Raw genomic sequence first — 23,424 nt, 5'->3', positions numbered from 1 at the left:
CACACTATCTGACCAGACCCGTATTAAACCGCTAATCGGCCCTGCCCTGCAGGAGAGCGCGGCGGCTGGGCGCGCGCGGGGCGTATCGGATACATTCTGGGCATGGCCGGCTCGGACGCCGGCATTACACGGGGTATTCCCCGGTTTGGAAACGCATGCAGACTGAAGACAGTTTTTTTGGCTCGGCCGGCGCGATGCTGGGCGAGGTCATCCGCGCCATCGTGTCCGGACTGCGTTATGTGTTCGGCGGCCTGGGCTCTGCGCTGGGCGACTTTTTCGGGGGGCTGGCCAGCACGCTGGGGATGAGCCCGTCGATATTCAACTTTGCCTTGCTGGTATTGGGGCTGGTGCTGCTATGGGCCGCCGTCAAGGCGTTCATGCGCCGCGCCATCGTGGCCGGGATATTCTGGCTCGTGCTGGCGATGCTGCTGCTGGGCGGGCTGATCAGCTAGCGGGGCGGCGGCGCCCATCCGCCATCGCCTGCTGCCGGCGCCGCAACGGTTGCCCTTGCAATGTATTGCGGCCTTCGGGCATGTCCAGCAGAATGTCGGGCAGCATCGCGGCGCCATGGCATTGCACCGTTGCGGAACTGTTCAGCATGCCACCGATCCGCTAGCGTACGTATTGCCCGCGACCGGGCGTCACCCGAAAAGGACGCGCATGACCACTGCTACGCCGCAACAGCCCGTAGGCCGGGCTCTGCCGGGCTGGGCCACCCGCCCGACACCGCCACGAGCGCCTATGTCGGGCGCCTATTGCCGGCTGGAGCCGCTCGACGCCGACCGGCATGGCAAGGACCTTTATGCCGCGTTCAGCCAGGCGCCGGACGGCAGCGACTGGACGTATACCTATGCCGGGCCGTTCGACGACGAGGCCGGTTACCTGGCATACGCGCGCGGCATACAGGGCCTGGACGATCCCCAGCACTATGCGGTCATCGACCTGGCGACAGGCCAGGCTACAGGCACGCTGGCGGCGATGCGCATCGATCCGGCCAACGGCGTGATCGAAGTGGGCAGCGTTTCGTATTCGCCGCTGCTCAAGCGCACACCCGCCGCCACCGAGGCGCAATACCTGCTGATGCGGCGCGCCTTCGATCAATTGGGCTACCGCCGCTATGAATGGAAGTGCGACAGCCTGAATGCGCCGTCGCGCGCGGCCGCATTGCGGCTGGGATTCCAGTTCGAAGGAATTTTCCGGCAGGCGGTGGTCTACAAGGGCCGCAACCGGGACACGGCGTGGTTCTCCATCATCGACAGCGAATGGCCCGCCGTGCGCGCCGGGCTCGAACAGTGGCTGGACACGGGCAATTTCGATGCGCAGGGCAGGCAGCGGCGCCGGCTGGCCGACCTCATCGCCGCCGCGCGCTGACGGCCCGGGTCACGCACCCATTGGTGTCTGACACCCTACGGGAGTCAGACACCGATCTGCCGTGTGATGCCCCACGCGCCGCCCGGCACCGCCCGGTGTCTGACTCCCGTAGGGTGTCAGACACCTATCCGTCCATCCCGCGAGGCTAGACAGGCGATGTTCCTCTCATGGCAGCTCGGCCGGATAGCTGTCGAGCGCCAGCCCGATCTGCTGGCGCAGGTCCCATTGCGCCAGCGACGCGTTCACTGGCCCATAGAAAGCGCCGTCGCGCACCAGGAACAACGCGGGCAGATGAAAGACTTCGTAGCGCGCCACCAGCCCGCCGTTGTCGCCCGCGTCGATCCAGCACAACCGTTCGACGGGCAGATCCAGCTGCGGCAACTGTTCGCGGGCCATCTTGCAGGCCCCGCACGTGCGGCTGTAGAAGGCCAGCAGCGAAAGGCCCGGCGCGTCGAGCAGATAGCGGTCGGCAGTGCTGTCGGTCAGTTCGATCTGCTGCATGTGGCAGGCCCGGTAGGTGTTGGATTGAGGACGATAGCGCACGGCGCGCGCGGACTGCGCGCCGGCCGGGATGCTTCAGCGCCTGAGCGCGCGGTCCAGTTCCCGCACGGTTTCGTAGAGCACGCGCGTGCCGTCGAGCAACTGCGAGGGATCTATCCATTCTTCGGGGCAATGGCTGCGGCCGCCCAGGCATGGGATGAACACCATGCCGATGGGACCCGTGGGCGCCATATAGACCGCGTCGTGCCCCGCGCCGCTGGGCAGCCGCATCGAGGCGTAGCCCAGCCGGCCCGCGGCCGTCTCGATAGCCTGCATGACGTCGGAAGAGCAAGCGGTGGGATGGGCGCGGCTTACCGGCGCCATGGCGACATCGAGCTTCAGCGCGGCCATGTCATCGTTCAGGCCGGCCAGCAAGGTTTCGGGAAAACTGTCGAGTACATCGTCGCTGTCGCTGCGCACTTCCAGCATCAGTTCGGCGCGGCCGGGCACGGCATTGGCGGCGTTGGGCGTGATTTCGATGCGTCCGACGGTGGCAACGACGTAATGGGGATTGCCGCTGAGGCGGCTGGCCTGCCGGTGCGCCGCGTCGATCAGCCGCGCCGCGCCTACCAATGCGTCGCGACGGATATCCATGGGCGTGGTGCCGGCGTGGTCCGGCTGGCCCTGGACGGTGATGAGCACGCGGCGTATGCCCACGATGTGGGTCACCACGCCGATGGGCAACTGCCGGCTTTCCAGCACAGGGCCCTGCTCGATGTGCAGTTCAACGAACGCCGCGGTGTCGCCGGCCTGGCGCAGCGGCGCCGTCAATGCGGAAGGGTCGCCGCCAATGCGGCGCAGGCCGTCGGCCAGCGTCTCGCCTTGCGGGTTGCGGGCCTGCAGCATGGCGGCATCGAGTTGGCCGCACAAGGCCCGGCTGCCCACGCACGAAATGCCGTAGTCGCTGGGTTCCTCGGACAGAAAGTCGATGACCTCGAAGGGGTGGTCCAGTTCAATCTCGTTCTCGTGCAGCGTGCGCGCCACTTCAATGCCGGCAAGCACGCCAATGATGCCGTCGAAGCGGCCGCCGCTCATGACCGTATCGCAATGCGAACCGGTGACGATGGGTTTGCGCGTCGGGTCGCGCCCCGCGCGGCGCCCCACCAGGTTTCCGCCTGCGTCCAGGTGCACGTCCAGGCCGGCGTCGGCGAACTCTTGCGCCAGCCAGGTGCGTGCCTGTTCAAATAATGGTGTAAAGGCGCGCCGTGTCCAGGGCAGGTCGGGCAGGGTATAGCGGGAAAGTGTTTCGACGCGCGACCACAGGCGGTCGGCATTCAGCGGGGGAAAAGCGGGGGGCATAGACATCCTGGCAAACGAATTGGCGCGCCTTGTCTTCAGGTACGTGGCGCCGATCGATTATGGCATGACGGCGCGCGCAGCCCTGGCCGCACACCCTTGCGCGGGGGCCAGCCCCAAGCGCTCGCGCCGCAGCCAGCGCCGCGTGACCAGTACCGCCACCACGCCCAGGCCGATGGCCAGGCCGCTCCAGATACCTTCGCCGCGCCATCCGGCCCAGAACGCCAGGGCGGCGCCGGCGGGCAGGCCCAGACCCCAATAGCCGATCGCGGCATAGATCATGGGCACGCGCGTGTCGTGCAGGCCGCGCAGCATGCCGGCCCCCATGACCTGGGCGCCGTCGACAATCTGGAAGATTGCGGCAACCGCCAGATATGAAGACGCCAGCGCCAGCAGGCCCGCGTTGGCGGGATCCTGCACATCGAAGAATGCGGCCAGCAGCCAGTGCGGCACGACAACCATCAATACTGCAGCCATTACCATGCTGCCCACGCCCAGCGCGTAGGCGGTCCAGCCTGCCCGGCGGATGGCGGCCGGGTCGCGCGCGCCGTAGGCCAGGCCCACGCGCACCGTGGCGGCCTGCGCAATTCCGTAGGGCACCATGAAGCTGATGCCGGCGATCTGGATGGCCACCGCATGAGCGGCCAGTTCGGCTTCGCCGAGCCAGCCCATGAGGAACGCAGCTGCGTTGAAGATCGTGACTTCGAACGCCGTGGCAGCCGCGATGGGCAGGCCCAGCTTCCACAAAGCGGCCAGGCGGTGCCAGTCTGGACGCCACAGACGCCCGAACAAGTGATAACGCCGGAAACGGCGGTCACACTGCACCACCACTGCCATGCCCGCGAACAAGAACAGGCTCGCCGTGGCGCTGGCGATGCCCGCGCCGATCAGGCCCATCTCCGGAAAGCCGAGTTTGCCGAACACCAGCGCCCAATCCGCTACCGCGTTGAAGACGATGCCCGCCAGCGCCACCCACAGTGCAGCGCGGGGCCGCTGCAGTGCGGCGACAAATGAACGCAGCACGAGGAACCCCAGGAATGGCGGCAGCCCCCATAGCAGCGCGCGCAAATACACCCCGGCCTCGGCCGCCAGCGCGGGCGGCTGCCGGATGGCCAGCAATATGGCCTCGCCGTGCCATAGCGCAAGGCAGCCGGGCACCGAGATGATGACGGCGGACCACAGGCCTTGCGCCACCGTGCGGCGCACGTCGCGCACGGAATGGCACCGCGCGCCCACTTCGCGCGCCACCATGGGCGCCGTGGCGGTGACCAGCCCGAGCGAGAAAAATGCAATGGCGGCGTAAAGATTTGCACCCAAAGCGCTGGCGGCCAGGGCCTCTGATCCGAGCCGCCCGATGAAAATCACATCGGTGGTGGTCATGGCCATCTGGGCCAGGCTGGTCAGTACAAGGGGCAGGCTGAGTGCGAGCGTGGCGCGGATTTCGCGTGTCCACGACGATGCGGCGATGTGCGGGAACGGCATGTGTCAGTCAAAGCTTCAACGCCGAATGATACGCCGCGCGCGCATGGGGGGGCAGGCACAAACTGGAAAATTTTAGGGACGCAGTTGACATACGATGTTGCATTCATTGCGCCGCAATGTGGCAAGGGGCGCGTGCATGCAAGTAATATTGCGGCACTGCTTTACCTATCGATGCGGGTCCTTGCGGGCCCGCATGGTCTTTTACAGGAGATGGGCCCGATGAATAAACCGTTCGACGGCGGGATCGCTTCGCTCAATGTTCCCGCGTACGTCAAGCACCAAGGGCTGATCGAGTGGGTCGCGAAGATCGCCGCGCTGACCAAACCCGATCACGTAGTCTGGTGCGACGGATCCCAGGAAGAATACGACCGTCTGTGCGAACAGATGGTCCAGTCGGGCACGCTGCGTCGCCTGAACCCGGCCAAGCGCCCCAACTCCTATCTGGCTTGCTCCGACCCATCCGATGTGGCGCGCGTCGAAGACCGCACCTTCATCTGCTCCGCGCGCGCCGAAGATGCGGGCCCCACCAACAATTGGGCCGACCCCGCCGAAATGCGCGCCACGCTCGACGGGCTGTTCGATGGTTCGATGCGGGGACGCACCATGTATGTGGTGCCTTTCTCGATGGGGCCGCTGGGCTCCGATATTGCGCATATCGGCGTCGAGCTGTCCGACAGCCCATATGTGGCGGTGAACATGCGCATCATGACCCGCATGGGCCGCGCGGTGTTCGACGTGCTGGGCGCCGAAGGCGAGTTTGTGCCGTGCGTGCACAGCGTGGGCAAGCCGCTGGCGCAGGGCGAGGCCGATGTGCCGTGGCCGTGCAACCCCACCAAGTACATTGTTCATTACCCCGAAACCCGCGAAATCTGGAGCTTTGGCTCCGGCTATGGCGGCAACGCGCTGCTGGGCAAGAAGTGCTTTGCGCTGCGCATTGCGTCCACCATGGGGCGCGACCAGGGCTGGCTGGCCGAGCACATGCTGATCCTGGGCGTGACCTCGCCCAAGGGCCGCAAGTACCACGTTGCCGCGGCGTTCCCGTCCGCCTGCGGCAAGACCAATTTCGCCATGCTGATTCCGCCCCAAGGCATGGACGGCTGGAAAGTGACCACCATTGGCGATGACATCGCCTGGATCAAGCCCGACGCCGATGGCCGCCTGCGCGCCATCAACCCCGAGGCGGGTTACTTTGGCGTGGCGCCGGGCACCAGCGAAAAAACCAACTTCAACGCCATGGCCACTCTCAAGGCCAATGTCATTTTCACCAACGTGGCGCTCACCGATGACGGCGACGTATGGTGGGAAGGCATGACCGACACGCCGCCCGATCACCTGATCGATTGGCAAGGCCAGGACTGGACGCCGCAGATCGCAAAGGAAACCGGCCGCAAGGCGGCGCATCCGAATGCGCGCTTCACCGCACCCGCGTCGCAATGCCCGTCCATCGATCCCGAATGGGAAAACCCCCAGGGCGTGGTCATCGACGCGTTCATCTTCGGCGGACGCCGTTCCACCACGGTGCCCCTGGTGACCGAGGCCCGCAACTGGGTGGAAGGCGTGTACATGGCCGCCACCATGGGTTCCGAAACCACGGCGGCGGCGGCGGGACAGCAGGGCGTGGTGCGCCGCGATCCGTTCGCCATGCTACCGTTCTGCGGCTACAACATGAGCGACTATTTCGGTCATTGGCTGCAGCTTGGCAAGCGCCTGCAGGATGCGGGCGCCGTATTGCCGCGCATTTATTGCGTGAACTGGTTCCGCAAGGGCCCCGACGGCAAGTTCGTGTGGCCCGGGTTTGGCGAGAACATGCGCGTGCTGAAGTGGATGCTGGGCCGCATCGATGGAACCGCCGGAGGTGTCGAGCAGGTATTCGGGGTGTCTCCGACCTACCAGGATATCGACTGGACTGGCCTGGAGTTCAGCCCGGACAACTTCGAGCAAGTGATCTCGGTGGACCCGGCTGCATGGCGCGAAGAACTGACGCTGCACGAAGGCCTGTTCAAGCAGCTGGCCAGCCGGCTGCCCGAGGAACTGCCCGAGGTAAAAGCCTCGATCCAAGACCGCCTGGCGGCCTGAACTCGCACGCAGGTGTCAGGCACGCTGCGCGAGCCTGACACCAAAGAGGCTGCATCTGCGGCGGTGGTGTACGGGCATGGCAGTGGTATATATGGGTGTCAGGCTCGCGCAGCGTGCCTGACACCTTTCATCCCGGCGCGCGGCGCCCGTGTTGCGCGCCCGCCATTGCGTACGATGCCATGCCCATGACCCCGGACGACCTGCGGCACATCGCCGAACAGACCCTTGATTACTACAACGCGCATGCCGAGAGTTTCGAGGCTGGCACGCGCGATCACGATGTGCGCCAGAACATCGATGCCTTGTTGCGCCACCTGGCGGGTACGCCGCCATTCGACATCCTGGATCTGGGATGCGGCCCCGGACGCGACCTGCAGGCCTTTCGCGCGTTGGGCCACCGGCCCGTGGGGCTTGATGGCGCGGAACGCTTTGTCGCCATGGCCCGCCAGGCGTCGGACTGCGAAGTCTGGCACCAGGACCTGTTGGCGCTGGACCTGCCTGCGCAGCGTTTTGACGGAATATTCGCCAATGCCGTGCTCTTCCATGTGCCCACTGCGCAGCTGCCGCGCGTACTGCAACAATTGCGTGCAACGCTGCGGCCCGGCGGAGCACTGTTCAGTTCCAACCCGCGCGGCGCCAACGAAGAGGGCTGGAATCGCGGCCGCTATGGCGCCTATCACGACCTGGACCGCTGGCGCGCCCTGATGAACGCGGCGGGATTCGACGAACTGGAACACTACTACCGGCCCGCGGGGCTGCCACGCGAGCAGCAACCCTGGTTGGCCAGCGTATGGCGGCCCCGCGCATAGCGCGGCGCGGGCCGACCGCCCCCCGCGTCCATGGCTTGCCACCTGTGGCGGGGCCGGACGCGCGCGTGCTGGTGCTGGGTTCTATGCCGGGCGTGGCATCCCTGCGGCTGCAACAGTACTACGCCCACCCCCGCAACGCGTTCTGGCCGATAGCGGCCGCGGCTTTCGGTTTCGATGCGACGGCCGCATACGAACGGCGCGTCGCGGCGCTCAAGGCGGCCGGCGTGGCGTTGTGGGACGTCTTGCAGGCGTGTGATCGCGATGGCAGCCTGGACGCCGACATCGACCCGGCCACCGCCGAGATCAACGACTTCGGCGCGTTTTTCAGCGCCCATCCCGGCATTATGAAGGTGTGCCTCAACGGCGCGGCGGCCGCTGCCCTGTACCGACGCCGCGTCATGCCGCGGGTGACCGGCGCGCAGGGGCTGCAAACCCTCGCCTTGCCATCCACCAGCCCCGCCCACGCCGCCATGAGCCAGGCGGACAAGCTGTTGATATGGCGTAGCGCGCTGGCGCTGCCCGGCTTGCCCGGTCAGGGCTGAACGGGCGGCAGTTCGTCGGCGATCAGGTCAAGGCCGGCGCGCAGCAGGCGGTCATAGCGGGCGCGTTCTGCGGCGATGGCCTCGGGCGTCCAGGCGTAGAACCCCTGGCCGGTCTTCATGCCGTGGCGGCCATCCGCGGCACGCTCGGTCAGGCACCGCGCGGGTGTGTCGCTGTTGCAGAACGTCGGGTACATGGTGGCGCCAGCTGCCGCATGGACGTCGATGCCGGCATGGTCCCGTTGCAGCACGGGGCCGGCGGCCAGGAACCGGAACCCGAACCCAAACCGCACGGCCGCATCCACATCTTCGGGCGAAGCGATGCCGCGATCGATGAGGTCGAAGGCTTCGCGCGACAGCGCATGCTGCAGGCGGTTGGCCAGGAAGCCCGGCAGATCCTTGAGCACCTTGACGGGCACCATGCCGCAACGGCGCATGAAGGCGACCAGCGCGTCCGCATGCTGCACGTCGCTGGCATCGCACAGCACGACTTCGACCAGCGGCACCAAATGGGCGGGCATGAAGAAATGCAGCCCCAGCATGCGCGCGCGCGTGTCCAGGCCCTTGCCGATTTCGCCTATCGGAAAGCTGGAACTGTTGCTGGCCAGAATGGCGTCGGCCGGCGCATGCCGCTCGAGTTCGGCAAATAGCGCCTGCTTCAGGTCCAGGCGTTCCGGAATGCATTCGATGACCAGCGCCACATCGCGCCAGTCACATGCTTGCAGGCTGGCGACGACCTGCACTTTGTCCGCGGCGTCCGCATGGCCGGCCGCAGCCAGGTTGTCCGCAACGCGCGCGGGCAGGGCGGCGGCACGGCCTGCGTCGGGCTCTATGACCGTGGTGCGGCATTGGGCGCGTGCAAGTACCACCGCCACATCGGCGCCCATGGTGCCGCCACCCACGATCACCGCGTGTGTGGCGGCGGGGTTGGCCAGGCGAGCCGGAAGGCTGGCATTCATTGCATCGTCCTTTTCAGATGGAGTGCATGCCAGTTTAGGGAATGTGCTTTGATTGATGAATCAGATTTTCTGGATAGAATGATCAATAAACGAGATCAATAAGATGAAAATCAATTTGTCGATGCGCGATGTCGATACCGTGCTGGTGCTGGGCCGTGCGCTCAACTTCCGGCAGGCCGCCGCGCAACTGCACTTGTCGCAATCCGCGCTGTCCACGCAGATCCTCCGTATTGAAGAGGCGCTGGGCGTGCGCTTGTTCGACCGCACCACCCGCACCGTGCGCCTGACGGCGGCGGGGCAGGTGTTCATGCAACAGGCGGCCAATCTGCAAGTGGCGTTTCGCGAGGCACTGGACGCCGTGGGCGGCATCGCCAACGCCCAGCAGGGCTGCGTGGCCGTGGCGGCGCTGCCGTCCGTGGCCGCGCGCATGTTGCCGCGCGTGCTCATGGCGTATCGCCAGGCGCATCCGCATGTGGCGCTGAAGGTGCATGACACCCTGTCGGGGCCCGCGTTTGACCTGGTGCGTGCCGGCGACGTGGATTTCGCCATTACGGCTGCCGATCCGCAGCAGGTGGATCTGCACTATGAACCCATGCTGTCCGACAGTTTTCTGTTGCTGATTCCCCCGGGCCACGCGTTGGCGCGCAGCAAGGGGCCATTGCGCTGGGCCGATACGGTCAAGGCCGCGCATGTGACCATGGTGCAGCCCAGCAGCGTTCGGCAATACGCCGAATGGGCCTTTCTACAGAATCGCATCCGGTTTCAGCCCGCTTTCGAGGCCGAGCACCTGACCACGATCGTGGCCATGGTCGAGTGCGGGTTCGGCGTAGCGGCGCTGCCCGCCATCGCCGCCGGCGCCGTAGCGCATGACGGGATCATGAGCCGCGCGCTGGTCGGTCCGGTAGCCGAGCGGTCCATAGGCGTCGTTACAGCGCGCCACCGCAGCCTGTCGCCGGCCGCCCTGGCGTTATTGCAGATGTTGCGCGCGGATCTGGCCAAACAGCAGTAGATAGTCCGCATTGTGCGGCTTGCGGTTCGGTGTCAGACACCCTTTGGGTGTCAGACACCTGAAGCATCCGGACTGATGTGGCTGTGGGGCGTGGCACGGTTGGTGTCAGACACCCTTTGGGTGTCAGACACCTGAAGCATCCGGACTGGTGTGGCTGTGGGGCGTGGCGCGGCTGGTGTCAGACACTCTTTGGGTGTCAGACACCTGAAGCATCCGGACTGATGTGGCTGTGGGGCGTGGCATGGTTGGTGTCTGACACCCTTTGGGTGTCTGACACCTGAAGTATCCGGACTGATGTGGCTGTGGGGCGTGGCATGGTTGGTGTCTGACACCCTTTGGGTGTCTGACACCTGGCGTATCTGGGCTGATGCGGCTATGGGGCGTGGCCCGTGGTGTCAGGCAACTTTGCCTGCCTGTTTGCCGGCTCGCGGGAGGCTCGGTCGGCGTTACCGGTCGTCTGCAGCCTTGTCGGGCACGCTTTCGCGCACCTGCGGCGCGCGCAGGAAGTCGAAGTCCACGCCCTGGTCTGCCTGGGTGACGGATTGCAGATAAAGCTTCTGGTAGCCGCGTTGCGCTTGGGGGCGTTCTATCGGCTGCGCCGCGGCGCGGCGCGCCAGCTCTTCGTCGCTGACCAGCAGGGAAACTTCGCGGCGCTGCACCGACAGCCGGATACGGTCGCCGTTGTGCACATATGCCAGGGGCCCGCCCACAGCGGCTTCCGGGGTGACGTGCAGCACGATGGTGCCCGCCGCGGTGCCGCTCATGCGGCCGTCGGAAATGCGCACCATATCCTTGATGCCGGCCCGCGCCAGCTTGCGGGGAATGGGCATGTAGCCCGCTTCGGGCATGCCGGGGCCGCCCGTGGGGCCGATGCGCTTGAGCACCAGGATGTCGTCCGCCCTGACATCCAGGGCTTCGTCGTCGATGCGCAGCGCCATGTCCTGTGCGTCTTCAAACACGACGGCGCGGCCTTCATGCTCCATTAATTGCGGGTCGGCGGCCGACTGCTTGATGATGGCGCCCCCGGGCGCCAGGTTCCCGCGCAACACCGCCAGTCCGCCCGCCGGATAAATGGGCGAGTCGAACGGCCGGATGACGGCCTGCGCAAAACGCGGCGGCGCCGCATCGAGCTCTTCGCCCAGGCTGCGCCCCGACACGGTCAGCGCGTCCAGGTGCAACAGTGGCCGCAGTTCGCGCAACAGGGCCGGCATGCCGCCCGCCTTGTGGAAGTCTTCCATGTAATGCTGGCCCGACGGCTTCAGGTCCACCAGCACAGGCGTCTCGCGGCTCAGGCGATCCAGCCCGGCCAGGTCGATGTCGATGCCCAGCCGGCCCGCCATGGCCGTCAGGTGCACGATGCCGTTGGTCGATCCGCCGATGGCCAGCAATACGCGCAGCGCGTTCTCGAACGCCTTGCCCGTCAGGATAAGATCGGGCGTGATGCGGCTGGCGGCCATGGCAACCGCCGTGGCGCCCGTGCGCTCGGCCACGCGTATGCGGTCGGCCGTGACCGCGGGCGCAGAAGCGCCGCCGAACACCATGATGCCCAGCGCTTCTGCCAGGCACGCCATGGTGCTGGCCGTGCCCATGACGGAACACGTGCCCACACTGGCCACCAACTGGTTGTTGACGTCCGCGATCTCGTCGGCGTCGATCTCGTCGGCACGGTAGCGACCCCAATAGCGGCGGCAGTCGGTACAGGCGCCCACGCGCTCGCCTCGGTGCGCGCCGGTCAGCATGGCGCCCGTCACCAACTGTATGGCCGGCACGCCGGCCGAGGCCGCGCCCATCAGCTGCGCCGGCACGGTCTTGTCGCAGCCGCCGATCAGCACCACCGCATCCATGGGCTGTGCGCGGATCATCTCTTCGGTGTCCATCGACATCAGATTGCGCAGGTACATGCTGGTAGGCTGCGAAAAGCTCTCGTGCACCGAGATGGTCGGGAAGTCGACCGGCAGGCCGCCGGCCAGCATCACGCCACGCTTGACCGCCTCGACCAGTTGCGGGGCGTTGCCGTGGCAGGGGTTATAGCTGCTGCCCGTATTGACGATGCCGATCACGGGCCGCGATAACGCGTCGTCGGTGTAGCCGGCGCCCTTGATGAAGGCTTTGCGCAAGAACAGCGAAAAGCCGGAGTCGCCATAGTTGGTCAGGCCCCTGGCCAGGCCCGGAAGAGAAGAGGGCGGGGTTTTCGTGCTCATGGCATTCCAATAATATTATTGATAATCTGATCGCAGCATCATAGGGCGCACAGCAGATCCCGCGCAAGCGCCGGATAGCCAGGCGCCGCGCGACCTGCCAGAGGCTGTCTATTGATCGACTATGGCGATCACTCAATAGAAAAGTTCTGATTCATCAATCAGGACGGCCACCCTAAACTGGCACCGCAAGCCGGGCGCACGCTCACCTCGAATAACCATCCCGGCCAGGAGACCTGCATGTTCCGTTTCAGCAAGCCCGCCCCCGCGCGTCGCGCCATTTTGTTGTCGGCCTTGGCCGTGTGCGCGGGCCTGGCCTGCCAGGCCGCGCCTGCGGCAGCCGCATACCCCGACCGCGCCGTGCGGCTGGTTGTTCCTTACCCTCCCGGCGGCGCCACCGACGTTATCGGTCGAGTGCTGGCGCAAGAGCTTTCGACCGCGCTGGGCCAGCAGTTCGTCGTTGAAAACCGCGCCGGCGCGGCGGGCAACATCGGCGCCGATCAGGTGGCCAAGGCAGACCCGGACGGCTACACGCTGCTGATGGGTGCCCTGACGAGCCACTCCATCAACGCCGAGCTCTACAAAAGCAAGGTGCCCTACGACATCGAGAAGAGTTTCGCGCCGGTATCGATCGTGGGCACCGTACCGCTGGTGTTTGTGGTGCATCCTTCGGTCCAGGCCCAGTCGCTGCAGGATTTCGTTGCCCTGGCCAAGGCGCGCCCCGGGTACCTGACGATGGCCTCGGCCGGCAACGGCTCGCCGCAGCACCTGGCCGCCGAGATGTTCAAGAGCATCGCCGACGTCGACGTGCTGCATGTCCCCTACAAGGGCAGCGGCCCGGCCATGACCGACCTGATGGGCGGGCAGGTGCTGAGCATGATCGAGACCGCGCCCGCATCGCAAGGTCACGTCAAGGCGGGCAAGCTGCGCGCTTTGGCCGTGGCTTCGCAACAGCGCGCCGAAGCGTTGCCCGAAGTGCCCACCACCGCAGAGGCGGGCCTGGCGAACTTCCAGGTCAGCTCGATGTTCGGAATTGTTGCGCCCGCCGGCACGCCTGCCCCGGTAATCGAGCGCTTGAACGGCGCCCTGAAGACCATCGTGGCCAAGCCGGAGGTCAGGGCCGCATTGTTGAACCAGGGCGCGGTGGCGACCTGGACATCGCCTGCAGATGCCGCGGCGCGCATCGCCGCCGAACGCGCCAAGTGGTCCAAGGTGATCGCCGACGCGCAGGTGCAGGCCGAGTGAAGCGGCCTTGCGGCGGCCCGCAGGCCGCCGCGCCGCGCGCGTTGTCGCAAGGCGAGACCCACCGGCTCGCCGCTGCGGGCGTCAGGCCTTGACGATGTCCAGATAGGGCTTGGGGTCGAAATAGGTGCTGGCGGGCACGGGGTTGGCGATTTTCGCGGTCTGCACGAAGAAATCCGTTACCTGCTGCAGCCATTTGGTGACCGTGCCATCAGCGTACTTGGCGCGCCATTCTGCCGATGTAAAGTACTTTGAAGCCTTGAACTGGTTCTGCAGTTCGGGCAGCGGCACTTCGGGATAGTGTTTCTTCTGCAGCGTCGCAACCGCCGTGTCGGTATTGGACAGCAGATAATCGTTGGCGCTTACCCAGCCCTTGATGAGCGCCTGGATCAGCTTGGGATTCTTGTCGTAGTAGTCATTGCGCGCCGCCCATCCGCCCACGATGGCCGCCTGCGGATAGAACGCCGACGCATCGACCAGCATGCGCGCGCCCTCGACCTTCTGGCGCACCGTGACATCAAACGGCACCCACAGTGCCACCGCGGGCACCGCGCCCGATATAAACGACGTCACGGCCTCTGTCATGCGCTGGTTGACGATCTGCACGTCCTTGCCTTCCTGCAGCCCGGCTCCGTGCAGGACGCGGTCCAGGAACACATGGGCGGTGGTGCCGGCAGTCGTGGATATCTTGTGGCCCTTGAGGTCGGCGGCGCTGCTGATGCCGGCATCGCCACGCACCCACAGTTGCGCGGTGGCATACTCGACGTTGTTGACCAGAAACACCTTGCCCTGGCCGCGCGCAGGAAAGTTCGATACCACGGCGCCGGTCGACAGCACATCCAGGCTGCCGCCTATCATGGCCTGGAACAATTCCAGGCCAGTCGTGAACTTGATCATCTGCAGGTCCAGCCCCTGTTCGGCGAATGCGCCGGTTTCCAGGCCGGTCCAGATCTGGCCGTCCACGGCGGGCGTGTGCAGATAGCCGACCTTGACCTTCTCTGCGGCCCGCGCCAGCAAAGGCATGCCTATGCCCGTCATGGCCGCCGCCAGGGCGCTGGTCTTCAATAGGGTTCTGCGCTGCGGATTCATGGTGGGGCTCCTTTCCTCGATATGAGGCGATGACGATCTAATCAGCCAGGCGCACGACCTGGCTGGCCTGCCTGGCATATTCCTCCATGACCAGGCTGCGTATCTGCGAACGCAGTTCGCTGAAACGCGGGTCTTCATGCACGTTCTCGGCGCGTGGATAGCCAAAGGGCACGTCTATCACGGCGCGGATACGCGCCGGCCGCGCCGTCACCACGACGATGCGCGATGACAGATAAATGGCTTCCTCGACCGAATGGGTGATCAGCAGGACCGTCTTGTCTTCGGCCAGCAACACCTGCAAGAGCAGGTCCTGCATGGCCGAGCGTGTCTGCGCATCCAGTGCGCCAAACGGCTCGTCCATCAGCAGGAACTGGGGCTTCACTGCGTAGGCGCGCGCCAATGCCAGGCGTTGCCGCATGCCGCCGGACAGGTGCTTCGGGTAATGCTGGGCGAAGTCGGCGAGCCCCATGAGCGCCATGTAGCGCTGGCAGATTTCTTCGCGTTCGTCGCGACCGACCCGGTTGGCGCGCAACGTCAGTCCGAAGGCGATGTTCTCTTTGACGGTCAGCCACGGGAATACGCCGTATTCCTGGAAAATCACGCCGCGGTCGGGCCCCGGCCCCGTAATGGGCTTGCCGTCGAGCAGCACTTCGCCGTGCGTGGGCTGTACAAAGCCCGCCACGATATTCATCAGCGTGGTCTTGCCGCAGCCCGAGGGGCCTATGACGGACACGAACTCGCCTTGCCGGATTTCATAGTCGATGCCATCGATGACACGCATCGGGCCATCGGCCGTGGAGAAATCCACCGAGACGTTGCGGAAACTGATACGGGCGTTCGATGATCGTGTCATTACGCAATACGCTCCTGCCAGGCCAGCAGGCGGCGCGTCAGCGCGCGCAGTGTCAGGTCCATGATCAGCGCAATGAGGCCGATGCAGATGATGCCCACGTAGATGATTTCAAGCTGGAAGAATGACGACGCATCCTGGATCAATGCGCCGAGCCCCTGTTGCGCGGCGATCAGTTCCGAGGCCACCAGCGTGGCCCATGCAACGCCGAGCGCAACGCGAAGAGCCGTCAGCATGTGCGGCACCGTAAGCGGCACGATGACCCTGCGGAATATCTCGGCGTCGCTTGCGCCCAGCGTGCGCGACACGCGCACGAATATCGGATTGATCTGCGCGATGCCTTCATACATGACGATGACGCCGGCGAAAAACGATGCATAGAACAGGATGGCAATCTTTGCCGATTCGCCGATGCCGAAGTACACGATCACCAGAGGAATCAGCGCGATCGGGGGCAGGGCGCGGAAGAAGTTGATGACCGGGTCGACAAAGCTGCGCACACTTTTGTACCACCCCAGCAGAAACCCTACCGGCACGGCCAGCACAATGCCGAGAAAGACGCCCAGCACCACGCGCTGGGTCGACATCAGAATGTCGTGCGGCAGGCGCGTTTGCATCAGGTTGGCGAAATTGTCCAGCACGTCCAGCGGGCTGGGCACCAGCGCGGGGCTGACCAGGCCGCTCAGGCGTACGCCGTACCAGGCAAGCACAATCAACACCCATGGGGCGGCGATAAGCGCCGCGCGTCTGGGTAGCGAACGGGTTCGGGGCATCTCTCCTCCATCTGGCGATGGCGCTTGACCTTTTAATGGTCAAATCGTACTGTAGACCATACGTTCAGCAAACAATATATGGCTATTTGTTTATGGCTATCAACTTCCACGAAAGCCCCATTCCACGCTATCTGCAGTTGGCCGATCTGATGCGTCAGCGCATCGCCCGGGGCGTGTGGGAACAAGGCAAGAAGGTGCCGTCGCTGGAAGAGCTGGTGGCCGAGTTTGGCGTGGCGCGGGTCACTGTGCGCCAGGCCATCGACGTGCTGACCCGCGAACGGCTGGTGTCGCCCCAGCAGGGGCGGGGCACGTTCGTCACGGGCCTGCCGCCCAATGACCGCTGGCTGCGCGTGCAGACCACGCTGGCCGAGCTGGCCAAGGTGTACCGCGACACCAAACCGCTCATCATCAATATCGATGAAGCCATTCATTCCGCGCCGCTGACGCCGCAAGACGGCACGGCGGCCGAGCAGTACGTATACATGCGTCGCCTGCACGAGCGGGGTGGGCAGCCGTATTGCGTGATCAATATCTACCTGGCGGAACACATCTTCCGGCGCGACGCGGCGCGGTTTCGCAACGAAACCGTAATTCCGCTGCTGGTATCCATGCCCGGCGTGCACATTGCCCAGGCGCGCCAGTCGCTGACCATAGGCACGGCCGATGCCGAACTTGCCCATCACTTGCAAGTGGCGGTCAACACGCCCATTGCCGAAGTGCGCCGCGTATTTGTCGACATACATGGCGAAGTCGTCTACCTGAGCGAAGTGTCTTATCGGGGCGACTTCATCCATCTTGAAATGAACCTGATTCCCTGAAGGATGCGCCATGGGCGACGCCACCGCCAGCTTGTTTCCGGTCGATCTCAGCGTGCATGTGCTGCGCTATCCAGTGGAACACCCCGTGCGCACTTCGTTTGGCGTGATGCACGACCGCCCCGCGGTGTTCGTGCGCGTGCGCGACCGCGATGGAGCGCACGGCTGGGGCGAGATCTGGTGCAATTTCCCGGCGTGCGGCGCCGAACATCGCGCCCGCCTGGCCGAAACGGTGATGCGGCCACTGCTGCTGGGCCGCGAATACGCCGGGCCGGCAGATGCCTATGCCCACCTGACGGCGGCCACCGAGGTGCTGGCGCTGCAATCCGGCGAGCCCGGTCCCATGGCGCAGGTAATCGCCGGCGTGGACCTTGCCCTATGGGATTTGTGCGCGCGCCGGGCCGGCCAGCCGCTCTGGGCATACCTGGGCGGCACGGGCGACCGCGTCAGTGTCTACGCCAGCGGCATCAACCCGGACGAGCCGGAGCGCGTGGTGCAGCAGAAGTTCGACGAAGGGTTTCGCGCATTCAAGTTGAAGCTGGGCTTCGGCAAGGATCGCGACCTGCGCAATGTGCGGCAGGCCAGGCGGGTGCTGGGGCCTGATGTGCCCCTGATGGTGGATGCCAATCAGGGATGGGATGCGCAACAGGCCGTGGACATGGCGGCGGCGCTGGCCGAGTTCGATATCGGCTGGCTGGAAGAGCCCTTGCGGGCGGATGCTCCCATGCAGCAGTGGAGCGAGCTGGCGCGGGTGTCGCCGGTGCCCCTGGCGGCTGGCGAAAATTATCAGGGTCTGCGAACGTTCCAGGCCGCCATCGATGCCGGGTTCCTGGGTGTGGTGCAGCCCGACCTGGCGAAATGGGGCGGCATTTCGGGTTGCCTGCCGGTGATACGTGCGGTGCGCGCCGCCGGGTTGCGCTATTGCCCGCATTACCTGGGCGCGGGAATCGGGCTGATGGCGTCGGCGCACGTGCTGGCGGCGGTCGATGGCATGGGGCATGGCGGGCTGCTGGAGATCGACTCCAATGACAATCCGCTGCGCAGTTTGCTCAGTGCGCCGTTATTGCAATTAGAAGATGGCGTGGCGCGGCTGGGGCTGGCCGCGGGGATCGGGGTGGAGCCAAATCTGCGGGAGTTGCGGGCGATTTGCGGCGCACGGTGATGGCGCGCTTCGTTGCGCAGGGCAATCGGCGGGCCGCCTCGTGGCGGCCCGGGAATCAGGCCTGGTCGCGGATGGTTTGCGTGGCGCCGTTCTGTTTCACGGACTCGATGCCGCCGCTGCGGGCGGCTTCGGAGCTGTACATCTGGCTGCTGCCGATGACCTGGTTATTGGCCGCGCGCAGCGTGAAGTAGAACTTGCCGTTTGATGCGGTGGACAGGGAATAGCGAGACGCGTCGCCGCTATTTTTCTGTACGGAAGCGATGCCGTTTTCGGCCGAAGCCTTTGCGTTGTACATCTCGCTGGACAGTACGGGTTCACCGTTGCCGGCCTTGAGTACGAAGTGGAATTGTCCGTTGCTTGCTTTTTTTAATTCAAACCAACCTGCCATGATCGGTCTCCTTGGATTTGAACCTGTCGACGGAACTGCCGCGCCGGCACGGACGTGCCGAGCTTTCCGATCATAGGTAAAGCGGCAGGTTTTGCCTAGCTGGCGGACGTGCGGCGGGGCGGCAGGTCATTCTTTTCGGGCGATGACACGCAGGCGATGGCCGTCCGGGTCCAGGCCCACGAAGGTGTGGCCGATGTCCAGTTCCGTAGGTGGCAGGGCGATGGGAATGCCGCGTCGGGTCCAGTCCGCATGCAATGCGAATACGGCTTCGCGATCGGCCACCGGTATGGCCAGTTCGCCCGCGCGACCGGCGGAAATCGAGCGCGGCGTGACGGTCTGGCGGGCCCATAGCCCCAGCATCAAGCCGGAGTCGAGTTTGAATTTCGCAAAGCTGGGGGTGGCCAGCACTGGCTGCTTGTGCAGCAGTTCGGTGTAGAACCGCGCGCTGCGGTCAGGGCTATCGACATACAAGATAATCAGGTTGGGATCGATCATGCGTTTCTCCGCAATAGTGGGCCGCCGCATCGGCGTGCAGCCCCGGGAATTCGTCGACTCGGATATCCATTTATTCAGCCGGTGGCCGGCATGGCCGCATTGCGCGGGGCGTCCCAGCCGGCGGCCGCTGGCGGCGGCGTGGCGTCATCAGTGATTTCGCTGGCGCGGTAGTCCAGCGCCTGCAGTTCCAGCAGGCGGCGGTAGAGCCCGCCATCGCGCTGCAGCAACTCTGCGTGACTGCCGGTTTCGGCGATGCGGCCTTTATCGAATACCAGCAGGCGGTCCATTGCCCGTACGGTAGACAGGCGGTGCGCGACCACCAGCGTGGTGCGTCCGGCCATCAGGCGCTCCATGGCTTGCTGGATCAGGCGCTCGCTTTCGCTGTCCAGGCTGGAGGTTGCTTCATCCAGGATCAGTATGGGCGCATCCGCCAGGAAGGCGCGCGCCAGCGCCACGCGCTGGCGTTCGCCGCCCGACAATTTCACGCCACGTTCGCCCACCAGCGTTTCGTAGCCCTTGGGCAGCGCCATGATGAAGTCGTGCGCGCTGGCCAGGCGCGCCGCGCGTTCGATTTCCGCACGAGTGGCGCCGGGCCGCGCGTAGGCGATGTTTTCGGCCAGCGTGCGGTGAAACAGCACCGGCTCCTGCTGCACGATGGCGATCTGGCTGCGCAACGAGGCCTGCTGGACCTGCGCGATGTTCTGGCCGTCAATCATGATCCGTCCGCCATTGATGTCGTACAGCCGCTGAAGAAGCTTGATGAAAGTGGTCTTGCCCGAGCCCGAATGCCCCACCAGCCCTACGCGCTCGCCCGCCGCGATATGCGCCGTCAGGCCTTCGTATAGCGGGGTCAGGTGCGAGCCGTAGCGAAAGTCCACGTGTTCGAAGCGGATGTCGCCGCGTTCAATGACGATGGGCCGCGCGCCGGGCGCGTCGGCCACCCCCAGGGGCTGGGCATGAAGCCATACCAGTTCTTCCATGTCGTTTACCGACCGCTGCAAGTTGCGGATGTGCATGCCGATGTCGCGCAGGTATCCCTGCAGGATGAAGAACATGGTCAGCGCGAACGTAATGTCGCCCACGCTGGCCCGGCCCTGGCGCCACAACAGCAGCGACGAGCCCAGGATGGCCACCAGCAGGGCCGCCAGCATCAGGCCCTGCACGCCGCCGTTGACGGATCCGCGCACCCAGCCGCGGCGCGTACGGTTGCGCCATTTGCCAAGCACCGTGCCCAGCCGCGCTTCTTCGCGATGCTCGGCGCCAAAGGCCTTGACCACTGCGTTGCACGTAATGGCGTCGGCCAACGCTCCGCCCAGCCGCGTGTCCCATGCGTTGCCCAGCCGCGCGGCCGGGGCGACGAAACCCAGAGAAAGGGCCGCAGTGACCAGTACATATGTCAGCGAGCCCAGGCCGACCACCGCCCCCATCACCGGCCAGTGCCAGCCCAGCACCAACGTGGCGCCCGCCAGCATGGCCACGGATGGCAGCAAGGCGATCAGTATCGTGTCGTTGAGCAGGTCCAGCGCCCACATGCCGCGCGTGACCTTGCGCACCGTCGATCCTGCGAAGCTGTTGGCATGCCAGTCGGTAGACAGGCGTTGCACGCGATGAAATGCCCGCGCTGCCACGGCGCTCATCATCTTCAGCGTCAGGCCGATGACGTTGAAGTAAACCAGCTGCAATAACACCGTAGTGCCCAGCCCCAGCCCGGCCAATATCCAGAACGCCGTGGCGGCGCGATCCCAGGCCGCGCCCGCGCCGCCGCCCGAGGCGACCGCATCGATCAACCGTCCGGCATACATGGGGGTCAGGACGTCGGCGACCGCCGAAAGCAACACCAGCAGGATAGTCAGCGTGATGCGCCACGGCTGCTCGCGCCAGTGACGGAACGTAAAGCCCAGGACATCCTTGAAGGCTTGTCCTCGAAAGTCGATTTTTCTTCGAACCATTTGTCATGCGCCCGGCGCGCAGGCGCCAGGACTCCGGTGGAAAGCGTAGGAAACAGGCCGTTCGGCGCCGGCATTGCCGGCGCGCACGAACGAAGTGACTGAGGGATAGGCGAGGGCCAGCCGTAAGCGCGGCTTACGTGCCAGGTAGGACTAGCAGGCGGCCCAGCGCCAGCAACGACTTAATGGTGTCGTTGCGCGGCCACGCTGGGGGATGCGGTACGAACTGCGGACATCGAACGCCTCCCGGTGGAAGAAAGGAAAGACAACGGAAAAAAGGTGAGCCGGATGCGGCCCGAGCGCGAATCTTATCAGGGCAGAATTGCCATTGGCAATATCCCGTAGATGCGTCCGCGCGCGTGCAGCCTGTATGCCGTCGTGTATGACGTCCGGCCGACGATGTTGCAATTTTCTGTGCGCCGGCGGCGCGCCACCGTTGTACGCTGAATGCCGGCAGCATGGGTACACAACTTGCGAAGCCGCGGCTTCGTTGCCCACATAAGGAGTGCGCCATGACCGACATTAACGATGTGCAAGCCGCCATGCGTCTGTGGCACGAGGCTCATACCGCGGTAATGGACTTCTACGAAGCGCACAACGTGCTGGAGCCCGCGCGGTATGAAGAATGGATGGTGCTGCGTCGCGTGGAAGACGACGTGCGGCGCCAGGCCGATATCCTGATCGAGCGTGCTCGCAGCGAATTGCCTGCGTAGCAAGAGCCGTGTTGCGCGGCCGACAGACGGGTGCGGTCAGGCCCGCCCGAGCGGCAATGCCAGTTCTTGCCAGCCGCGGGCTGCCGTGTCGCGCAGTACTGCAACGACATGCCGGCATGCGTGGTCGACGGCTGTTTCGACGGGCATGCCCGTCAGCAGGTGTCCGGCCAGGCGCGCGGCGAACAGGTCGCCCACACCCTTTGCGGCGCAGGGAATCTGTGCATGGCTGTACACGCGCCGCTGGGCGCGTGTAACCAGCGCCACGTGCATCTGGCCCGACGGCCATTGGCGCGGCGCCGCGCTGGTTACCACTACCCACTGCGTGGTCGGGCCCAGCAATCCGGACGCGGCATTGTGCACGTCGTCCATCGTGTGCAGGGGGCCTCCAGCCAATTGCTCGAGTTCGAAGTGGTTGGGCGTCAGGCCGTGGGCATGCGGCAGCAGCGAGCGCCAGGCCTGCGCAAGCGCGGGGTCGGTGTATGCGCCGTGGTCGAAGTCGCCCATGACGGGGTCGATATGCACGCGCAGGGCGGGGCGGGTACGCAGCGCCTGCCCCAGCCATTCGGCGAGCACGGCGGTCTGCTCGGCGGCGCCCAGGAAGCCCACCAGCACTGCGCGAACGTGGGCCAGGACGTCGCGCGCGAGCAGGTCTTGCAGGTACCCCGCGAACCAGTCGGCAGGTACCGCGCCGCCGTGCAGGGTGGGATAGTGCGGCGTGTTGCTCAGGATGACCGTGGGCACGGCCGCCACGCGCATGCCCATGGCCTGCAGGGTGGGTACCGCCGCGTTATTGCCGACGTGACCGTAGACGACCTGCGACTGTATCGATACCACATCGACGGGCAGCGGACGCAGCGGCGCAGCGGGGTTCATGGCTGTGCGCCGGGCGTTGCGAAACCGGGCCAATAGTGGCTGTCGGGCAGGGCGCGCGCGCCGAAGATGGCCTGGCCGACGCGCACCGTGGTGGCGCCTTCTTCGATGGCCAGCTCGTAGTCGCCCGACATGCCCATGGACAGCTGGCCAAGGTCGATGCCGGCGGGCGCCTCCTGGCGCAGCCGGTCGCGCAGTTCGCGCAGGCGCACGAAGCAGGGTCGAACCAGGGCGGGGTCGGGCGAGAACAGGGCCAGGGTCATCAAGCCGCGCACCCGCAGGCTGGCGTAGGCGGGCAATTGCCGCACGAACGCGGCGGCGTCCTGGGGGGCCAGGCCGAACTTGCTGGCTTCACCCGATGTATTGATCTGCACGTAGACATCGAGCGCGCGCCCTTCGGCCTGGAGCCGGCGATCCAGCGCTTCGGCCACGCGCAGGCTGTCCAGTGCCTGGAACTCGCTGGCAAAACGCGCCACGAGCTTTGCCTTGTTGGTCTGCAGGTGGCCGATGACGGCCCAGCGCAGGTCTGGCAGGTCGGCCATGGCTTCCCATTTGGCGTGCGCTTCCTGGACCTTGTTTTCGCCGAGTTCGTGGCAGCCCGCGGCGTAGGCCAGGCGGATACGCGCCTCGTCCACGGTTTTACTGACGGGCAGCAGGCGCACGTCGGCCGGATCGCGCCCGGCGCGCTGGCAGGCGGCCGCGATGTTGTCGCGTACCCGCGCAAGGTTGCGACGGAAATCGGCCAGCGAGACGGCGCTCGGATAAGCGGAAGTGTGATGCAGGTTCATGGCGTGGGTCGATT

Annotated in this window: 24 protein-coding genes; 10 read left to right on the top strand and 14 right to left on the bottom strand. The window is 65.6% G+C overall.

All coding sequences use genetic code 11. The annotated features are described in order from the left end of the window. Nucleotides 1-155: 155 nt before the first annotated feature. Nucleotides 156-452, top strand: a complete 297-nt coding sequence (locus tag CAL18_RS09670; RefSeq protein ID WP_094796348.1) for a hypothetical protein — start codon at nucleotides 156-158, stop codon at nucleotides 450-452. Here the strand turns inward: CAL18_RS09670 and CAL18_RS19685 are convergent. Further along, nucleotides 445-600, bottom strand: coding sequence for a hypothetical protein (locus tag CAL18_RS19685; RefSeq protein ID WP_170940312.1), 156 nt, complete (start codon nucleotides 598-600; stop codon nucleotides 445-447). The genes CAL18_RS09670 and CAL18_RS19685 overlap by 8 nt on opposite strands. Nucleotides 601-660: 60 nt before the next feature. Here CAL18_RS19685 and CAL18_RS09665 point away from each other — a divergent pair, with 60 nt between their 5' ends. Continuing rightward, nucleotides 661-1,371 carry a GNAT family N-acetyltransferase gene (locus CAL18_RS09665; protein ID WP_094817751.1) on the top strand — a complete coding sequence of 237 codons (711 nt, stop codon included), beginning with the start codon at nucleotides 661-663 and terminating at the stop codon, nucleotides 1,369-1,371. 165 nt (nucleotides 1,372-1,536) lie between these two features. On the opposite strand, the gene CAL18_RS09660 is transcribed toward CAL18_RS09665, so the two are convergent. From CAL18_RS09660 to CAL18_RS09650, 3 genes are all read right to left on the bottom strand, one after another. Continuing rightward, nucleotides 1,537-1,872, bottom strand: coding sequence for a thioredoxin family protein (locus CAL18_RS09660; RefSeq protein ID WP_094796349.1), 336 nt, complete (start codon nucleotides 1,870-1,872; stop codon nucleotides 1,537-1,539). Between the two features lie 75 nt (nucleotides 1,873-1,947). Next, nucleotides 1,948-3,210 carry a Zn-dependent hydrolase gene (locus tag CAL18_RS09655; RefSeq protein WP_094817750.1) on the bottom strand — a complete coding sequence of 421 codons (1,263 nt, stop codon included), beginning with the start codon at nucleotides 3,208-3,210 and terminating at the stop codon, nucleotides 1,948-1,950. 57 nt (nucleotides 3,211-3,267) lie between these two features. Continuing rightward, nucleotides 3,268-4,689: an MATE family efflux transporter gene (locus tag CAL18_RS09650; RefSeq protein ID WP_094817749.1), complete on the bottom strand. Its 1,422-nt coding sequence runs from the start codon at nucleotides 4,687-4,689 to the stop codon at nucleotides 3,268-3,270. A gap of 219 nt (nucleotides 4,690-4,908) precedes the next feature. Between CAL18_RS09650 and CAL18_RS09645 the strand changes: the two genes are divergently transcribed. The 3 genes from CAL18_RS09645 to CAL18_RS09635 all read left to right on the top strand — a co-directional run bounded on the left by CAL18_RS09645 (nucleotide 4,909) and on the right by CAL18_RS09635 (nucleotide 8,116). Further along, entirely contained in the window at nucleotides 4,909-6,765 is a 1,857-nt protein-coding gene (locus CAL18_RS09645) for a phosphoenolpyruvate carboxykinase (GTP) (protein WP_026638174.1), read from the top strand. Nucleotides 6,766-6,944: 179 nt separating this feature from the next. After that, nucleotides 6,945-7,574 (top strand): class I SAM-dependent DNA methyltransferase, encoded by a 630-nt coding sequence (locus tag CAL18_RS09640; RefSeq protein WP_026638173.1) that lies wholly within the window; start codon nucleotides 6,945-6,947, stop codon nucleotides 7,572-7,574. Beyond that, nucleotides 7,556-8,116, top strand: a complete 561-nt coding sequence (locus CAL18_RS09635) for a DNA-deoxyinosine glycosylase (RefSeq protein WP_081745597.1) — start codon at nucleotides 7,556-7,558, stop codon at nucleotides 8,114-8,116. Before CAL18_RS09640 ends, CAL18_RS09635 begins: the two co-directional genes overlap by 19 nt. Here the strand turns inward: CAL18_RS09635 and CAL18_RS09630 are convergent. Next, nucleotides 8,107-9,072 (bottom strand): 3-hydroxyacyl-CoA dehydrogenase family protein, encoded by a 966-nt coding sequence (locus tag CAL18_RS09630; RefSeq protein ID WP_094817748.1) that lies wholly within the window; start codon nucleotides 9,070-9,072, stop codon nucleotides 8,107-8,109. The genes CAL18_RS09635 and CAL18_RS09630 overlap by 10 nt on opposite strands. A gap of 103 nt (nucleotides 9,073-9,175) precedes the next feature. Here CAL18_RS09630 and CAL18_RS09625 point away from each other — a divergent pair, with 103 nt between their 5' ends. Further along, entirely contained in the window at nucleotides 9,176-10,081 is a 906-nt protein-coding gene (locus CAL18_RS09625; protein WP_094817747.1) for a LysR family transcriptional regulator, read from the top strand. 446 nt (nucleotides 10,082-10,527) lie between these two features. Here the strand turns inward: CAL18_RS09625 and CAL18_RS09620 are convergent, their stop codons facing one another. Next, on the bottom strand, nucleotides 10,528-12,282 hold the full coding sequence (locus tag CAL18_RS09620; protein ID WP_026638169.1) for an IlvD/Edd family dehydratase: 1,755 nt from the start codon (nucleotides 12,280-12,282) through the stop codon (nucleotides 10,528-10,530). Nucleotides 12,283-12,519: 237 nt separating this feature from the next. Between CAL18_RS09620 and CAL18_RS09615 the strand changes: the two genes are divergently transcribed. Beyond that, nucleotides 12,520-13,524 (top strand): Bug family tripartite tricarboxylate transporter substrate binding protein, encoded by a 1,005-nt coding sequence (locus CAL18_RS09615; protein ID WP_094817746.1) that lies wholly within the window; start codon nucleotides 12,520-12,522, stop codon nucleotides 13,522-13,524. Nucleotides 13,525-13,605: 81 nt separating this feature from the next. Here CAL18_RS09615 and CAL18_RS09610 read toward each other — a convergent pair whose 3' ends face one another. Genes CAL18_RS09610 through CAL18_RS09600 form a run of 3 tightly spaced genes read right to left on the bottom strand, consistent with a single transcriptional unit; the run spans nucleotide 13,606 to nucleotide 16,233 of the window. Continuing rightward, nucleotides 13,606-14,610, bottom strand: coding sequence for an ABC transporter substrate-binding protein (locus tag CAL18_RS09610; RefSeq protein ID WP_026638167.1), 1,005 nt, complete (start codon nucleotides 14,608-14,610; stop codon nucleotides 13,606-13,608). A gap of 37 nt (nucleotides 14,611-14,647) precedes the next feature. Then, nucleotides 14,648-15,463 carry an ABC transporter ATP-binding protein gene (locus tag CAL18_RS09605; RefSeq protein ID WP_026638166.1) on the bottom strand — a complete coding sequence of 272 codons (816 nt, stop codon included), beginning with the start codon at nucleotides 15,461-15,463 and terminating at the stop codon, nucleotides 14,648-14,650. Then, nucleotides 15,463-16,233, bottom strand: coding sequence for an ABC transporter permease (locus CAL18_RS09600; protein ID WP_026638165.1), 771 nt, complete (start codon nucleotides 16,231-16,233; stop codon nucleotides 15,463-15,465). Before CAL18_RS09600 ends, CAL18_RS09605 begins: the two co-directional genes overlap by 1 nt. Nucleotides 16,234-16,325: 92 nt before the next feature. Between CAL18_RS09600 and CAL18_RS09595 the strand changes: the two genes are divergently transcribed. Both CAL18_RS09595 and CAL18_RS09590 read left to right on the top strand, forming a co-directional pair. Further along, complete coding sequence (locus CAL18_RS09595) at nucleotides 16,326-17,051, top strand: GntR family transcriptional regulator (protein ID WP_026638164.1); 726 nt, start codon at nucleotides 16,326-16,328, stop codon at nucleotides 17,049-17,051. 10 nt (nucleotides 17,052-17,061) lie between these two features. Continuing rightward, the gene (locus tag CAL18_RS09590) at nucleotides 17,062-18,210 is read left to right on the top strand and encodes a mandelate racemase/muconate lactonizing enzyme family protein (protein ID WP_094796356.1); all 1,149 of its coding nucleotides are present in this window, start codon (nucleotides 17,062-17,064) and stop codon (nucleotides 18,208-18,210) included. 55 nt (nucleotides 18,211-18,265) lie between these two features. Here CAL18_RS09590 and CAL18_RS09585 read toward each other — a convergent pair whose 3' ends face one another. From CAL18_RS09585 to CAL18_RS09575, 3 genes are all read right to left on the bottom strand, one after another. Continuing rightward, the gene (locus tag CAL18_RS09585) at nucleotides 18,266-18,598 is read right to left on the bottom strand and encodes a YegP family protein (protein WP_026638162.1); all 333 of its coding nucleotides are present in this window, start codon (nucleotides 18,596-18,598) and stop codon (nucleotides 18,266-18,268) included. Nucleotides 18,599-18,724: 126 nt separating this feature from the next. Further along, nucleotides 18,725-19,093, bottom strand: a complete 369-nt coding sequence (locus tag CAL18_RS09580; protein WP_026638161.1) for a VOC family protein — start codon at nucleotides 19,091-19,093, stop codon at nucleotides 18,725-18,727. Nucleotides 19,094-19,167: 74 nt separating this feature from the next. Further along, complete coding sequence (locus CAL18_RS09575; RefSeq protein ID WP_038851889.1) at nucleotides 19,168-21,042, bottom strand: ABC transporter ATP-binding protein; 1,875 nt, start codon at nucleotides 21,040-21,042, stop codon at nucleotides 19,168-19,170. Between the two features lie 509 nt (nucleotides 21,043-21,551). Between CAL18_RS09575 and CAL18_RS09570 the strand changes: the two genes are divergently transcribed. Then, complete coding sequence (locus CAL18_RS09570) at nucleotides 21,552-21,752, top strand: hypothetical protein (protein ID WP_026638160.1); 201 nt, start codon at nucleotides 21,552-21,554, stop codon at nucleotides 21,750-21,752. 36 nt (nucleotides 21,753-21,788) lie between these two features. Here CAL18_RS09570 and pdxK read toward each other — a convergent pair whose 3' ends face one another. Next, complete coding sequence (gene pdxK / locus CAL18_RS09565; protein WP_038851888.1) at nucleotides 21,789-22,625, bottom strand: pyridoxine/pyridoxal/pyridoxamine kinase; 837 nt, start codon at nucleotides 22,623-22,625, stop codon at nucleotides 21,789-21,791. Then, nucleotides 22,622-23,410 (bottom strand): YggS family pyridoxal phosphate-dependent enzyme, encoded by a 789-nt coding sequence (locus CAL18_RS09560; RefSeq protein ID WP_026638159.1) that lies wholly within the window; start codon nucleotides 23,408-23,410, stop codon nucleotides 22,622-22,624. The genes pdxK and CAL18_RS09560 overlap by 4 nt, the downstream gene beginning before the upstream one ends. Between the last annotated feature and the right edge of the window lie 14 nt (nucleotides 23,411-23,424).

Origin of the sequence: Bordetella genomosp. 7, from assembly GCF_002261415.1 — a bacterium.
Taxonomy (GTDB): Bacteria; Pseudomonadota; Gammaproteobacteria; order Burkholderiales; family Burkholderiaceae_B; genus Bordetella_A.
Note: the sequence above shows the minus strand (reverse complement) of the source record. Positions and strands in the feature narration are given on the sequence as shown.